This window comes from Amorphoplanes digitatis, assembly GCF_014205335.1.
GTDB classification, from domain to species: Bacteria; Actinomycetota; Actinomycetes; order Mycobacteriales; family Micromonosporaceae; genus Actinoplanes; species Actinoplanes digitatus.
Genome location: NZ_JACHNH010000001.1, coordinates 1,974,664 through 1,988,620 on the forward strand (window position 1 = coordinate 1,974,664; position 13,957 = coordinate 1,988,620).

Here is a 13,957-nt window from a genome sequence, read left to right on the forward strand (position 1 = left end):
CCTTGATCGCGTCCGATGCTCGCAGCTCGAGGTTTCCGGCGTGTTACCCGTATCAGCCGGTGTAGAGCACGGCGTCGATCTCGATGTCGAAGCCGACGAGCGGCACCGGCAGCGTGGTGCGCACCGGCAGGTGCTCGCCCTTGATGTACTGCGGGTAGATCTCGTTGAGCTCGGCGAAGTCGGCGAAGTCGCGCAGGTAGACACCGACCCGGACGGCCTGGTCGAGGCTGCTGCCCGCGGCCTGCGCCACGGCCGCCAGGTTGCGGAACGCGGCGTGCGCCTGCTCGGCGAAGGTGCCCGTCACCCAGGTGCCGTCCGGCCGGGCCGGCACGGCGCCGGCCAGGTAGATCGTGTCGCCGGCGACGACGGCGTGCGAGTACGGGCCGCCGACGGGCGCGGCCTGGTCGGTGACGATGGCGCGCTTGGGCATCATGGACTCCTGGTGGGTCGGGGAAACTGTTCGGCAAGTCCGTCCGCGCCGACCAGCGGCGCGGTGAGCAGGGCGCGCACGTCGCGTTCGCGCCGGTCGAGGGCGGCGCGCTGCGCGGGAGTGAGCGGGATCCACGGCGCCGCCGGTGCCGGCAGCCGGGGCACGAGGCGGCGGCCGGCCACGTACGTCGCCTCGTTGACCAGCCGCAGCGGCGCCTGCCGGACCTGGCGGTGCGCGTCGACGACCTCGAACGGCCCCTCCTCGATCCGGAACACCGCGAGGTCGGCGGGCGCACCGACGTCCAGGGTGCCGCCGGGCAGGCCCAGCGCGCGGGCGGGGCCGGCCGTCGCGGCGGTGATGACCTCGGTCAGCGGCAGGCCGGCGGCCAGCAGCTTGGCCATCGTCGTCGGCAGGTCGAAGACCGGGCCGTGCACCGAGCGGGCGTGCAGGTCGGTGGAGACCGTGTCCGGCGCCAGGCCCGCCGCGATCTGCCGCTCCAGCACGTCGAAGGCGAACCCACCCGAGCCGTGCCCGATGTCGAGCAGCACGCCCCGCTCGCGGGCCGCGTGCACGGCGGGGCCCAGCGGCGCCGCGATGCCGCTGGCGCAGTGCGTCACGATGTCGCCGGGGCGCAGCAGGTCGAGAACCTCGTCGAGCCCGGGCGGGGCCGTACCGATGTGGACCATGACCGGGATGCCGCAGGCGTCGCCGACCGCGACGCCGCGGCGCAGCGGCTCGACGCCGTTCGCGCCGACCGTCTCGCGGTCGATGCGGACCTTGACGCCGCGGATCAGCTCGCGGTGCGCCAGCACCGTCTCGATCGCCAGCCCGGCGTCGCAGGCGGCCAGGTCGCGGCTCTCGCCGGTACGCCCGGCCAGCCCCACCGCGGAGATGTTGAGCAGCACCGGCACCCGCACGTCCGCACCGGCGACGGCCCGGCACAGGCCGTCCAGGGTGTACGCGCCGGCCGACCCGGCGTCGACCCAGGTGGTGACTCCGGAGTACCAGGCGATCGGGTCGGGCTCGATGCCCCAGTAGCCGGGCCCGACGTGGGTGTGCAGGTCGATGAGGCCGGGCGTGACAAGCAGCCCGGCGACGTCGACCACGGCGTGCGCGTCCCGGGCCAGTCCGGCACCGACCGCCGCGATCCGCCCGCCGCTGACGGCGAGGTCCGCCCGCCCCGCGCCGAAGACGTCGCCGCCGGTCAGCAGCAGGTCGTAGGCCATGTGCCCGCGTCCTGCCCGGGCCCGCCGATCACCCTCGCCGAGGGCACGGTGACCGAGGACGGATCGGATGGCAGCGGACGCGACCAGCGGACCTCCACGTCTCCGATCTTCGGCAGACGCAGCCGGCCGTTGTCCAGGACCTTGAACCTGCTGTTCCTGGTGAACCGGATGGCCTGCCGGTTGTTCTTGCGCGACCGGTACCGGGGCGGGGCCACCTTGCGGCCCTTGCGCTTGCCCGAGATGGAGGCGAAGAAGTTGCGGTAGGCGGTGTTCAGGTCGGCCAGGGCCTGCTGCAACACCGCCGCCGACACCTCGCCCAGCCAGGCACGCTCCTCGGTGGCCTTCGCCCCAGTGATCAGCCGCCGGGACAGTTCGGCATCGGAGATGTACTTCTCGCCTGCCTCCCGCGCCGTCTGGCGCAGGCGCAGCCCGTCGTTGAACACGACCCGCGCACACCCGAACGCCTCCGCCAGCTCGATCTGCTGGCCCGGCGTCGGATACACCCGAGGGTTGTACCGCAGCTGCACAAAGAGCACCGTACACGGACTTCGAGACGAAACTGATCGAGTACAACCACGTCCACCTGCCCTGAACCACCCGCCGATGACGGCCACGGCCCGGCTGATCAACTAGCCACAGGGGAGTTTCCTCCTCGGCCTGAAGCCGGAGCACCGGCCCGCATTCAGGTAGCGTGCGCGAGGGCTGCATCGTGGTCAACTCCGAGGGGAACGACATGACCGTCAACATCCCGGACGAGCTTATCGACTGGCGGGCCAAGGGCTTCTGGCTGCCCTCGGGCGAGGTGAGGGTGCGCGACTTCGCCGCCGCCCGGCACTCGCTCTTCGACGGCTCCTTCACCTGGCCGCTGCTGGTGGTCCGGGAATCGGCGGTGCGGGCGAACATCGCGACGATGGCCGCGTACGCGGACCGGCACGGGTTCTCATTCGCGCCGCACGCCAAGACGACGATGGCGCCGACGCTGCTGGAGGCGCAGCTGGCGGCGGGTGCGTGGGCGCTGACCGTGGCGACGGCGAGCCAGGCCCTGGTGCTGCGCCGGCTCGGCGTACCGCGGGTGCTGATCGCCAACGAGGTGCTCGACGCCACCGCGCTGCGCTGGCTGGCCGGCGAGTCGGCCCGGGGCTGGGAGGTCTTCGTGCAGGTCGACTCGGTGGCGGCGGTCGAGGCGGTCGCGGCCGCGGGCGGGCTGCCGGTGCTTGTAGAGCTCGGTCACGCGGGCGGGCGCACCGGCTGCCGTACGGTCGAGGAGGCGTTGACCGTCGCCCGCGCGGCGGCCGCGGCTCCCGGGGTAGTGCCGGTCGGGGTCACCGCCTACGAGGGCGCGCTGCCGGACGCCGCCGCGGTCGACGACTTCCTCGCCACGCTCGTCGCGGCGGCGCGGGCGATGGCCGGCCTGCTGCCCGCCGAGGTGATCGTCTCGGCCGGCGGGAGCGCGTGGTTCGACCGCGTGATCAAGGCGCTGGAGGGGCAGTGGCTCGACGGGCACCGGGTCCGGGCGGTGCTGCGCAGCGGCGCCTCGGTCACCCACGACGACGGCTTCTACTCCGAGCGGACGCCGTTCCACCGGGTGCCGGGCGAGGGCGCGCTCGCCGCGGCGCTGGAGTTGTGGGCGCAGGTGCTGTCCACGCCGGAGCCCGGGCTGGCGATCGTCGGGATGGGCAAGCGGGACGCGCCGTTCGACGAGGGCCTGCCGACGGCCGAGGGGTTCACCGTGACCCGGCTCAACGACCATCACGCGTACGTGACCGGCGGCGCGCCCGCCGTGGGTGACCTCATCCGGTTCGGGCTGTCGCACCCCTGCACCGCGTTCGACAAGTGGCGGTTCATCCCGGTCGTCGACGACGCCGACGTGGTCGTCGACGTGCTGCACACCTATCTCTGAGCGAGGCGATGTGATCCCCCGTCCCGCGTCGGTCGTGTACCGCGACGGCGGCTTCGCGCTGCCCGGCGCGGCGCCGCTGTTCGCCGAGCCGGGGCTGGAGGGCGTCGCCGCCTGGCTGAGCGGCCTGATCCCGGCCGGCGGCATCGCACTGCGGCTCGCCGCCGACCTGCCGCCGGAGGGCTACGTCCTGGACGTCGGCCGGCGGGGTGTCGACATCCGGGGTGGCTCACCGGCCGGCGTGTTCTACGGCGCGCAGACGCTGCGGCAGCTCCTGCCCGCGGCGACGCTGCGGGCCGGTACCGGCGGCGGCCCGCCGGTGGTGCCGGCGGTCCGGATCGAGGACGCGCCGCGGTTCGCCTGGCGCGGGGTGCTGCTCGACGTGGCACGGCACTTCATGCCGGTCGCCGGCGTGCTGCGCTTCATCGACCTGGCCGCCTTCCACAAGCTGAACGTGCTGCACCTGCACCTGACCGACGACCAGGGCTGGCGGGTCGAGGTGCCCGGATGGCCGCGGCTCACCTCGGTCGGTGCCTGGCGCGCGGCGTCGATGCGGGGCTCGCGGATGCACGGCCTCTATGACGCGAGCCCGCACGGCGGCTTCTACACCACCGAGGACCTGCGGAGGATCGTCGCGTACGCGGCCGAGCGGCACGTCACCGTCGTGCCCGAGATCGACATGCCCGGGCACATGCAGGCCGCCATCGCCGCGTACCCGGAGCTCGGCAGCGGCCCGGCCCGCGAGGTCCGGACGTCCTGGGGGATCTCGCCGCACGTGCTGAACCTGCGCGACGAGACGCTGGACTTCTGCCGGGCGGTTCTCGACCACGTCTGCACGATCTTCGACAGTGAGCTGATCGGCATCGGCGGCGACGAGTGCCCGTCCGTCGAGTGGGACGGCCCGGACGCCCGCGAGCGGATCGCGGCGGAGGGCCTGTCCGGGCCGGCCGGCCTGCAGGCCTGGTTCACCGCCCGGATGGCCGAGCACCTGGCGCTGCGGTGCCGCCGGGTGTACGGCTGGGACGAGATCCTCGCGGGCGGCGCGCCCGCCGGCGCCACCATCGCCGCCTGGCGCGGCACCGAGCCGGCCGTGCTCGCCGCCCGCGCCGGCCACGACGTGGTGTCCTGCCCGGACACCTCGGTCTACCTCGACTACCGCCAGTCCGACGACCCGGGCGAGCCGACCCCGGTCGGCACCCTGCTGACCGTCGACGACGTGTACGCGTTCGAGCCGGTACCGCCCGGGCTGACGGCGGCGGAGGAGGAGCGGATCATCGGCGCGCAGGCGAACGTCTGGACCGAGCACATGGAGTCGCCGCGCCGGGTCGACTACCAGACCTATCCGCGGCTGTGCGCGTTCGCCGAGGTGACCTGGGGCCCGCGGCGGCGCGACCTCGCGGACTTCGGCGCCCGGCTGGGTCCGCATCTCGAACGCCTCGACGCGCTCGGGGTCAACTACCGGCCGCCGTCCGGCCCGCGTCCCGGCGACGCCCGCCCGGGCGCGCCGGGTCACCCCCGGGACCTGGCCGACCGGCTCGCCCAGGTGCGCGCGATGACGGCGGACCTGGGCCGCCCTTGACGCCGGGAGCGGGCGCCTGATCGGATGATCGGCAGCGTCGCAGTGCGCCCGGCGAGCAGGAAGCCGCGGGCATGGAGGCGCCGGACCGTTGGACCGATGTGCACGAGACCTCCGGCGAGTACGCCCGCCTCCTGGCGTACGGGAATCAAATGATCGAGATTCACGTCGATCTGCGCGACCGGCTGGCCGACCTGCGCGAGGGTGTCGTCGCGGAGCGTGACCTTCCCGCGCACTGCCTGTCGTTCTGCGCCGCGGTGACCCGCCACCACACCGGCGAGGACGCCACGGTGTTCCCCGAGCTCGAGCGGCGCCATCCCGAGCTGCGGGAGTTCCTGGCCGGGCTGGTCCGCGACCATCGGGTGATCGCGCATCTGCTCGCCGGCGTGAGCGCGGCGGCGGAGCGGCTGAGCGGCGAGGACGACCGCGAACGGGTGACCTGGATCCGGCGCGAGCTGGACGGGCTCGCGGCGATCCTGGAGACCCATTTCATCGGCGAGGAGAAGCGGCTCGTGGCCGTCCTGAACGCCATCGACCCGTCCGTGGGATTGACCGGTCTCGCCGGGTAGACCGTAGAGTTTCGATAGCACTCAGTGCTTCGAACATTGCTCTACGTGACTAGGTGGGGGTCCGTGTGAGTGCTTCGGAACTACGGGACCAGACGCTCAAGCGCCAGCGGGAGCTGGCCGCCCGGCACGCGGTGCTGAGCCGCCTCACGCCGGAACAGGAACGCCACGCCGACCAGCTCGTCCGGGTCTTCGACGCGACGAACGACCTCATCGCGGTGCTCGACCGGGTCGACGCCCGGTCCGCGCGCCGCCGGATGCTGGCGGCCATCGCGCTGCTCGGCCTGGTCGTGGCGGTCGCCGCCGTGGTCGCCGCCGGCTACCTGCCCGAGTACGCGCTGATCGGCGCGCTGGCGCTGCTCGTCGCGGCGGTCGTCGTCTGGATCGGCGCCCGCGGCCGAGCGCCGAGCGGCCGGCCGGAGGGTGCGGCGTGAGCAATCTTGATGAGCAGACCGATCTTGCGCGGGTCGCGGACGGGCTGCGTAACGAGTTCCGCCGCCGGCTCGGCGCGCTGCGTGCCCAGCTGACCGAGCAGATCGAGCAGGCCGGCAAGGCCGCCGAGCGGCGGGCCCGGGAGCTGGACGCCCGCATCGACGCCAGCGACGTGCGGCTGGGTGAGCTGCGCGGCGCCCGCCAGGCGATCGCCCGGCTCAGCGGCGAGATCCACCTCATCGAGGGGCGGCTGCGCCTGGAGCACGGCGTCGTGCCGGTCGAGCTGGACGAGATCTCGCCCGTCCTCGAACCCCTGGTCGGCGTGGTGCGTGAGGCCGAGGACATCCGGTCGACGCTGCTGGACGACGAGAGCCGCGCGGCGCACGGTGCGCTGGTCACCGCGTACGAGGAGCTGGAACACGGCGCGGACGAGACGCGGGAGCGTGCGCTCGACGCCAGCCGGGCGCTGGCCCGCGGGCGGGCCCGCGGCCGCGCCTTCCGCCGGGCCGCGGCGGCGTATCGGCGCGAACGGGAGCTGCTGCGTGCGCAGACCGAGGAGTTGCGCGCCACCCAGGACGGCTGCGAGGCCGCCCGGGTCGCGCTGGCCGACGACGCCCGGCGGGAGCAGGCCTACCGGGCGCATCGCGGCACGACGGTGGTCGAGGAGCTCGCGGTGCACGTCCGGGACCGCATCGACGCCGCGGTCGAGACGCACGCGCTGTTCCCGGCCTGGTTCACGATCACCGAGCTCGGCCACCGGCCGCCGGCCGCACGGGCCGTGCAGTGGCGGGTCGTGGCCACCCAGCTCGTGCTCTACCGGATGACCTACCGGATCACGCACCCGGTGCTGGCCCTCGGCCCGCCGCCGGAGGGCGGCCACCGCGCCGAGCGCCACGCGGCCATCCTCGCGGCGCTGGGCCGGCTCCGGGAATGAGCCCACCCTAGTCACTTTTTTTACTATGCATTTCTTTGTATATTGGCCTCCGCTGTGTTCCCGAGGACCGCCGTCGGGAAGCAGGACGGAGGAGCCCGATGACGAGCGACAGGTACCCCACGCTGCTGAGCCCGCTTGACCTGGGCCACACGGTGCTGCGCAACCGGGTGGTGATGGGCTCCATGCACACCAAGCTCGAGGACCGGGAGCGGGACCTGCCCAAGCTGGCGGCCTTCTTCGCCGAGCGGGCCCGCGGCGGCGTCGCCCTGATGGTGACCGGCGGCTACGCGCCGACCTGGCGCGGCTGGCTCGCGCCGTTCGGCAGCCGGATGACCCGGGAACGCCACGCCGGCGCGCACCGCGTCGTGACCGACGCCGTGCACGAGCACGACGGCAAGATCCTCCTGCAGGTGCTGCACGCCGGCCGCTACTCGTACCACCCGTTCAGCCTTGGCGCGTCGGGCCGCAAGTCGCCGATCACGCCGTTCCGGCCGCGGGCGATGACGACCCGGCAGGTCGACCGGACCGCGACCGCGTTCGCCCGCGCCGCCGCGCTGGCGCGCCGCGGCGGCTACGACGGCGTGGAGATCATGGGCTCGGAGGGGTACCTGATCAATCAGTTCCTCGCCGCCCGCACCAACGACCGGACCGACGCCTGGGGCGGGACGGCGGAGAAGCGGATGCGCTTCCCCCTCGAGATCGTCCGGCGCACCCGGGAACTGGTCGGCGACGACTTCATCGTCCAGTACCGGATCAGCCTGCTCGACCTGGTCGACAACGCCCAGTCCTGGGAGGAGACCGTCGAGCTCGCGCGGGGGCTGCAGGACGCCGGCGTGTCGATCCTGAACACCGGTATCGGCTGGCACGAGGCCCGGGTGCCGACGATCGTCACCTCGGTGCCACCCGCCGCGTTCTCCTGGGTCACCGGGAAGCTGCGCAAGGAGGTGTCGATACCGGTCGTCGCGTCCAACCGGATCAACCGCCCCGAGGCCGCCGAGCAGGTGCTCGCCGCCGGCGACGCCGACCTGGTCTCGATGGCCCGCCCGCTGCTGGCCGACCCGGAGTGGGTCGCCAAGACCGCGCAGAGCCGCGAGCGCGAGATCATCACCTGCATCGCCTGCAACCAGGCCTGCCTGGACCACACCTTCCGCAACCAGCGGGCCACCTGCCTGCTGAACCCGCGCTCCGGGTACGAGACCGAGCTGAACCTGCTGCCCACACGTACGGTCAAGCGGGTCGCCGTCGTCGGCGCGGGCCCGGCCGGGCTCGCCGCCGCGATCGAGCTGGCGGGCCGCGGACACCGGGTCGAGCTCTTCGAGGCCGAGGACACCATCGGCGGCCAGTTCCGGCTCGCCGCCCGGATTCCCGGCAAGGAGGAGTTCGCCCGCACCCTCGACTACTACCGCCACATGATCGACGTCCGCGGCGTGACGCTGCACCTCTCCACCCGGGCGACGGTGGCCGAGCTGGCCGGCTTCGACGAGGTCGTCGTCGCCACCGGCGTACGCCCGCACGTGCCGGACATCCCCGGCGCCGACCACCCGAAGGTGCTCACCTACCAGCAGCTCATCGGCGGCGACGCGACAGCGGGGGACCGGGTCGCGATCATCGGGGCCGGCGGCATCGGCTTCGACGCCGCCGAGTTCCTGATCCACGAGCCGAACGAGCCGCTCGAGGACTGGATGCGGCGCTGGGGCGTCACCGACCCGCAGACCGCGCCCGGCGGCCTGACCACCAAGGTGAAGTCACCGCCCCGCCGGGAGGTGCACCTGCTCCAGCGCAAGGAGACCGCGCTCGGCAAGGGCCTCGGCAAGACCACCGGCTGGGTGCACCGCGCCACGCTGCAGGACGCCGGGGTCACCATGCTGCGGGCGGTGGAGTACCTGGGCGTCGACGACGAGGGGCTGCACATCTCCGTGCCCGCCGACCCGCGCGACCCCAAGTCACCCCGCGAGCGCCGGGTGCTCGACGTGGACACGGTGGTGCTCTGCGCCGGCCAGACCTCCGTGCGCGACCTGGTCGCCCCGCTCGAGGAGCGCGGCGTGCGGGTGCACGTCATCGGCGGCGCCGACGTCGCCGCCGAGCTCGACGCCAAGCGCGCTATCAAACAGGCGACCGAGCTCGCCGCCCGCCTCTGACCTAGGGAACCGAACCATGACAAAGCCCGTGACCAAGTACGTGAGCACCCGGGTCGAGAACGGCATCGCGCAGGTACGCCTCGACCGCCCGGACAAGCTCAACGCGCTGACCCTGGACACCCTGGACGACCTGATCCGAACCGCGCGCTGGCTGCGGCGCGACCGCACGCTGCGCGCCGTGGTGATCGCCGGCGAGGGCCCGTCGTTCACCGCCGGCCTGGACATCGCCGGCGCGCTGCGCACGCCCGGCCGCGTCGCGCGGGCGTTCGTGCCCTCGCCCTGGCGCGGCACCAACCGCTTCCAGGAGGCGTGCTGGGCCTGGCGGCGGGTGCCCGTGCCGGTCATCGCGGCCGTGCACGGCCACTGCTACGGCGGCGGCGTCCAGATCGCCCTCGCCGCGGACCTGCGGTTCGCGACGCCCGACTCGAAGTGGTCGGTGCTGGAGGGCAAGTGGGGGATCATCCCCGACATGACCGGCGTCCGCAGCCTCACCGAGGTGGTCGGCGTCGACGTCGCGAAGAAGCTCACCATGACCGCCGAGCAGATTTCCGGTGCCGAGGCGCAGCGCATCGGCCTGGTCACCGAGGTGCACGACGACCCCGTACGGGCCGCCACCGACTTCGCCGAGTCGCTGCTCACCAGGTCGCCGGACGCGATCGCCGCGGCCAAGCGCCTTATCGACGGCGCGCTGACCAGCAGCGCCCGGCGCACCTTCGCCCGGGAGCGGTGGGCGCAGCTCCGGCTGCTGCGCCTGGAGAACACCGGCGTGCTCCGGCGTGCGGTGCAGACCAAGACCACGCCCGAGTTCAAGCCAAGGGCCCGGTGAGCGGGGTCCGTAGGATGCGACCGTGGCACTGAGAAACGCGTTGCTGGTTGCCCTGATCGACCGCGAATCGTCGGGGTACGACCTCGCGAAGAAGTTCAGTGTCTCGGTCGCCAACTTCTGGACCGCGACGCCGCAGCAGCTCTACCGCGAGCTCGAGAAGATGGAGGCGGCGGGCCTGCTGTCGGCGCGCGTGGTCAAGCAGGACAAGCGCCCCGACAAGCGGCTCTTCTCCGTCACCGAGGCGGGGCGGGCCGCCCTGCGCGAGTTCACCCGGCGGGAACCGAAGCCGACCACCGTCCGCGACGAACTCCTGGTGCAGGTGGAGGCGCTGGCGCACGCCGACGTCGCCTGCGTCCGTACCTCGATCCGGTCACACCTCGAGTCCAGCAGCCGGCGCCTCGCCACCTACGAGCGCAGCCTCGCCGAGATCCTGGGCAGCCGCACCGAGGACGAGTTCCTGGCCACCGGCAGCCGGATCGGCCCCTACCTGACGCTGCACCGCGGCATCAGCTTCGAACGGGAGAACATCGCCTGGGGTCGCCGCGCCCTGGACATCCTCGCGCGGCGCTACCCCGATCCCACGCCCGGGTGACCTCCCGTTTCGGGGGATGGGCCGCGGCCGGTTCGCGATCTTAGAGTGCTTCCATGCCGCTCTGCGGTGTTCTGCGCCCGATGGTGTGAGCGCACCCCTCGTCGCCATGTGAGCGGAGCCGTGCCATGTCCGTATTCCGTGCCGCCAACTCCACCACCGCCTGGCCGGCCCCGGCCGACCCGTACGAAGACGGCCCGACCGAACGCCTCGCCTCGGCCGACTCCGACGGCCCGGCCGAGCCGCCGCCGCGTCGCGGCGTCGTCTTCGCCGTGCTCCTGGCGATGCTCGCCCTGCTCGCCTCCGCCGGGTCGGTGCTGATCGCCTGGCGGGCGCTGGGCCGGGCCGAGGAGGCCTTCCACCGCGCACCGGCCCCGGCCGCCGCGCCGCTCACCACGTACGCCGACGAGCGGCTGCGCATCCAGGCCGGGTGCGGCACGACCACCTTCGTCGACCTGGACGAGCCGCGGGTGGACGTGCCGGCGGCGGCCGGCGACCTGCGCTATCAGAGCTGGTGCGAGAAGGGCGCGGGGCCGCGGCTGGCGCTGGGTCCGGGCGCGGCGGCGGGCGGGCGGCCGAAGAGCGCCGACACCGGCAAGGACGGCTGCGCCGCCGCGAGCGCGCTCGGTGCCACCACCGTCCCCGCGAAGAAGGGCCTGGTGCTGTGCGTCCGCACCGGCGCGCGGATGGTGCGGGCGGAGGTCACCGACGTGGGCACCGACGGCACGGCGAGCCTGCGGGCAACCTCATGGGCCGTGCGGTGAGCGCGGGGCGTAGCTGACACAATGTCGGGTGCGCCCTGTGAAATTCTGTGAGGAGACGTTTCCGTGATCCGTACCCATGACGCCGGTAGCCTGCGCGCGAGCCACGCCGGTCAGACGGTGACGCTCGCCGGGTGGGTCGCCCGCCGGCGCGACCACGGAGGCGTCATCTTCGTCGACCTGCGCGACGCCTCCGGCGTCGTCCAGGTGGTCTTCCGCGAGGAGGACGCGCACGCGCTGCGCAACGAGTTCTGCGTGCGGGTCACCGGCGAGGTCACCCAGCGCCCGGACGGCAACGAGAACCCCGAGCTGCCGACCGGCGCCGTCGAGGTCACCGCCGCCGAGCTGGAGGTGCTCTCCGAGGCCGCGCCGCTGCCGCTGCCCGTCGACGACGCCATCACCGCCTCCGACGACCTGCGCCTGAAGTACCGCTACCTGGACCTGCGCCGCAGCGGCCCGTCCGGCGCCCTGAAGCTGCGCAGCCGGGCCAACCAGATCGCCCGCGAGGTGCTGCACGCCCGCGACTTCAACGAGATCGAGACGCCGACCCTGACCCGGTCGACGCCCGAGGGCGCCCGCGACTTCCTGGTGCCCGTCCGCCTCCAGCCCGGCTCCTGGTACGCCCTGCCGCAGTCGCCGCAGCTGTTCAAGCAGCTGCTCATGGTCGCCGGCATGGAGCGCTACTACCAGATCGCCCGTTGCTACCGCGACGAGGACTTCCGCGCCGACCGGCAGCCGGAGTTCACCCAGCTCGACATCGAGATGTCCTTCGTCACCCAGGACGACATCATCGAGCTCGGCGAGGAGCTCGTCGTCAAGCTGTGGGGCGAGCTCGCCGACTACCAGGTGCAGACGCCGATCCCGCGGATCACCTGGACCGACGCGATGAACCGGTACGGCTCCGACAAGCCCGACCTGCGGTACGGCGTCGAGCTGACCGAGCTGACCGCGTACCTGAGCGGCACGTCGTTCCGGGTCTTCGCCGGCGCGATCGACGCCGGTGGCTACGTCGGCGCGGTGGTCATGCCCGGCGGCGCGACGCAGACCCGCAAGGAGCTCGACGGCTGGCAGGACTGGGCCAAGGCCCGCGGCGCGCGCGGCCTGGCCTACGTGGTGCTCGACGCCGAGACCGGCGAGGCGCGCGGCCCGGTGGCCAAGAACCTGTCCGCCGAGCACCTGGCCGGCCTCGGCGACGCGGTCGGCGCCAAGCCCGGCGACGCCATCTTCTTCGCGGCGGCCACCGAGCGGCGCGAGGCGCAGGAGCTGCTCGGCGCGGCCCGCATCGAGATCGCCAAGCGCTCCGGCCTGATCGACGAGTCGACCTGGGCGTTCTGCTGGGTCGTCGACGCGCCCATGTTCGAGAAGACCGACGAGGGCGGCTGGACGGCCGTGCACCACCCCTTCACGTCGCCGAACGCGGAGTGGATGGACAACTTCGAGGAGGCGCCGGACCGGGCGCTGGCCTACGCGTACGACATCGTCGTCAACGGCAACGAGATCGGCGGCGGCAGCGTCCGTATCCACCGCGGCGACGTGCAGAGCCGGGTCTTCGACCTGCTCGGCATCTCCGCCGAGGAGGCACAGGACAAGTTCGGCTTCCTGCTCGAGGCGTTCAAGTACGGCCCGCCGCCGCACGCCGGCATCGCGCTCGGCTGGGACCGCACCTGCATGCTGCTGTCCGGCAACGAGTCGATCCGCGAGGTCATCGCGTTCCCGAAGACCCGCGGCGGCTTCGACCCGCTGACCGGCGCGCCGACCCCGGTCACCGCGCAGCAGCGGCTGGAGGCCGGCATCGACGCCAAGCCGAAGCCCACCACCGCGACCCCGGGCACCGACGGCGCCGCCGTACCGGTGAAGCACTCGAACTGAGCCGGTGGCCCGCAAGGGTGATGATGTCCCGGTGGGCACGGAGGAAGACCTGGGGCGGCCGTCCTGGCGCAAGCTGAGCCAGGGCGAGCGCCACTGGCCGTACACCGCGGCGATCGTCGCGATGATCGGGTTGCAGGTCGCTCTGCCGGACCGCTACAACCTCGGCGCGTGGTGGGCGCTGCCCGCGATCGAGATCGTCGTCATCGTGCTGCTGGTGGCGGCGAACCCGCGCCGGCTGGAGCGCCGCACGCCGGCGCTGCGCCGGCTCAGCCTCCTGCTGATCGGGGTCGCCAGCCTCGGCACCGCCTGGTCGGTGTTACGGCTGGTCGAGGAGCTCACCACCGGGCAGGGCGCCGGCAGCGCGGCCCGGTTGCTGGGCAGCGGCGCCGCGATCTGGCTGATCAACGTGCTGACGTTCGCGGTCTGGTACTGGGAGCTGGACCGGGGCGGGGCGCCGGCGCGGGCGGCCGGCACCGACCCCTACCCGGACTTCCTCTTCCCGCAGATGACCTCGCCCGCCATGGTGCCGCCGCACTGGCGGCCGCAGTTCGCCGACTATCTGTACCTGGCGTTCACCAACGCGACCGCGTTCAGCCCGACCGACACGATGCCGCTGTCGCGCTGGGCGAAGCTGACGATGATGCTGGAGGCGACGATCTCGCTGGTCACGGCCGCCCTGGTGATCGCGAAGGCGGTCAACGCCCTGGGCTGAA

The 13,957-nt window shown here is 73.2% G+C and carries 14 protein-coding genes; 11 read left to right on the top strand and 3 right to left on the bottom strand.

The window, feature by feature from the left end; translation table 11 throughout:
- Positions 1 to 52: 52 nt before the first annotated feature.
- Genes BJ971_RS08950 through BJ971_RS08960 form a run of 3 tightly spaced genes read right to left on the bottom strand, consistent with a single transcriptional unit; the run spans position 53 to position 2,183 of the window.
- Positions 53 to 430, bottom strand: a complete 378-nt coding sequence (locus BJ971_RS08950) for a RidA family protein (protein ID WP_184991516.1) — start codon at positions 428 to 430, stop codon at positions 53 to 55.
- Positions 430 to 1,656: an amidohydrolase family protein gene (locus tag BJ971_RS08955; RefSeq protein ID WP_184991517.1), complete on the bottom strand. Its 1,227-nt coding sequence runs from the start codon at positions 1,654 to 1,656 to the stop codon at positions 430 to 432. Before BJ971_RS08955 ends, BJ971_RS08950 begins: the two co-directional genes overlap by 1 nt.
- Positions 1,635 to 2,183 carry an RNA-guided endonuclease InsQ/TnpB family protein gene (locus BJ971_RS08960; protein WP_203709204.1) on the bottom strand — a complete coding sequence of 183 codons (549 nt, stop codon included), beginning with the start codon at positions 2,181 to 2,183 and terminating at the stop codon, positions 1,635 to 1,637. Before BJ971_RS08960 ends, BJ971_RS08955 begins: the two co-directional genes overlap by 22 nt.
- Before the next feature lie 206 nt (positions 2,184 to 2,389).
- Here BJ971_RS08960 and BJ971_RS08965 point away from each other — a divergent pair, with 206 nt between their 5' ends.
- The 11 genes from BJ971_RS08965 (at position 2,390) to BJ971_RS09015 (ending at position 13,956) form a co-directional block, all read left to right on the top strand.
- Positions 2,390 to 3,556: an alanine racemase gene (locus BJ971_RS08965; protein ID WP_184991519.1), complete on the top strand. Its 1,167-nt coding sequence runs from the start codon at positions 2,390 to 2,392 to the stop codon at positions 3,554 to 3,556.
- Positions 3,557 to 3,566: 10 nt separating this feature from the next.
- Positions 3,567 to 5,132, top strand: coding sequence for a beta-N-acetylhexosaminidase (locus BJ971_RS08970; protein ID WP_184991521.1), 1,566 nt, complete (start codon positions 3,567 to 3,569; stop codon positions 5,130 to 5,132).
- Between the two features lie 71 nt (positions 5,133 to 5,203).
- A complete protein-coding gene (locus BJ971_RS08975) occupies positions 5,204 to 5,698 on the top strand; it encodes a hemerythrin domain-containing protein (protein ID WP_184991523.1) in 495 nt (164 codons plus the stop codon).
- Between the two features lie 65 nt (positions 5,699 to 5,763).
- Positions 5,764 to 6,129, top strand: a complete 366-nt coding sequence (locus BJ971_RS08980) for a hypothetical protein (RefSeq protein ID WP_184991524.1) — start codon at positions 5,764 to 5,766, stop codon at positions 6,127 to 6,129.
- Complete coding sequence (locus BJ971_RS08985) at positions 6,126 to 7,061, top strand: coiled-coil domain-containing protein (protein ID WP_184991526.1); 936 nt, start codon at positions 6,126 to 6,128, stop codon at positions 7,059 to 7,061. The genes BJ971_RS08980 and BJ971_RS08985 overlap by 4 nt, the downstream gene beginning before the upstream one ends.
- Before the next feature lie 98 nt (positions 7,062 to 7,159).
- Positions 7,160 to 9,199, top strand: a complete 2,040-nt coding sequence (locus BJ971_RS08990; protein WP_184991528.1) for an NADPH-dependent 2,4-dienoyl-CoA reductase — start codon at positions 7,160 to 7,162, stop codon at positions 9,197 to 9,199.
- 16 nt (positions 9,200 to 9,215) lie between these two features.
- A complete protein-coding gene (locus BJ971_RS08995; RefSeq protein WP_184991530.1) occupies positions 9,216 to 10,025 on the top strand; it encodes a crotonase/enoyl-CoA hydratase family protein in 810 nt (269 codons plus the stop codon).
- 22 nt (positions 10,026 to 10,047) lie between these two features.
- Positions 10,048 to 10,617: a PadR family transcriptional regulator gene (locus tag BJ971_RS09000; protein ID WP_184991532.1), complete on the top strand. Its 570-nt coding sequence runs from the start codon at positions 10,048 to 10,050 to the stop codon at positions 10,615 to 10,617.
- A gap of 125 nt (positions 10,618 to 10,742) precedes the next feature.
- Complete coding sequence (locus tag BJ971_RS09005; RefSeq protein ID WP_184991534.1) at positions 10,743 to 11,378, top strand: hypothetical protein; 636 nt, start codon at positions 10,743 to 10,745, stop codon at positions 11,376 to 11,378.
- Between the two features lie 63 nt (positions 11,379 to 11,441).
- A complete protein-coding gene (gene aspS, locus BJ971_RS09010) occupies positions 11,442 to 13,244 on the top strand; it encodes an aspartate--tRNA ligase (RefSeq protein ID WP_184991536.1) in 1,803 nt (600 codons plus the stop codon).
- 31 nt (positions 13,245 to 13,275) lie between these two features.
- Positions 13,276 to 13,956 (top strand): DUF1345 domain-containing protein, encoded by a 681-nt coding sequence (locus tag BJ971_RS09015; protein ID WP_239087337.1) that lies wholly within the window; start codon positions 13,276 to 13,278, stop codon positions 13,954 to 13,956.
- Position 13,957: the final 1 nt, after the last annotated feature.

Coding starts and splice junctions, on each gene's coding strand:
- BJ971_RS09005 (WP_184991534.1), top strand. CDS start 10,743: ATGTCCGTATTCCGTGCCGCCAACTCCACCACCGCCTGGCCGGCCCCG.
- BJ971_RS08955 (WP_184991517.1), bottom strand. CDS start 1,656: ATGGCCTACGACCTGCTGCTGACCGGCGGCGACGTCTTCGGCGCGGGG.
- BJ971_RS08975 (WP_184991523.1), top strand. CDS start 5,204: ATGGAGGCGCCGGACCGTTGGACCGATGTGCACGAGACCTCCGGCGAG.
- BJ971_RS08990 (WP_184991528.1), top strand. CDS start 7,160: ATGACGAGCGACAGGTACCCCACGCTGCTGAGCCCGCTTGACCTGGGC.
- BJ971_RS08965 (WP_184991519.1), top strand. CDS start 2,390: ATGACCGTCAACATCCCGGACGAGCTTATCGACTGGCGGGCCAAGGGC.
- BJ971_RS08995 (WP_184991530.1), top strand. CDS start 9,216: ATGACAAAGCCCGTGACCAAGTACGTGAGCACCCGGGTCGAGAACGGC.
- BJ971_RS08950 (WP_184991516.1), bottom strand. CDS start 430: ATGCCCAAGCGCGCCATCGTCACCGACCAGGCCGCGCCCGTCGGCGGC.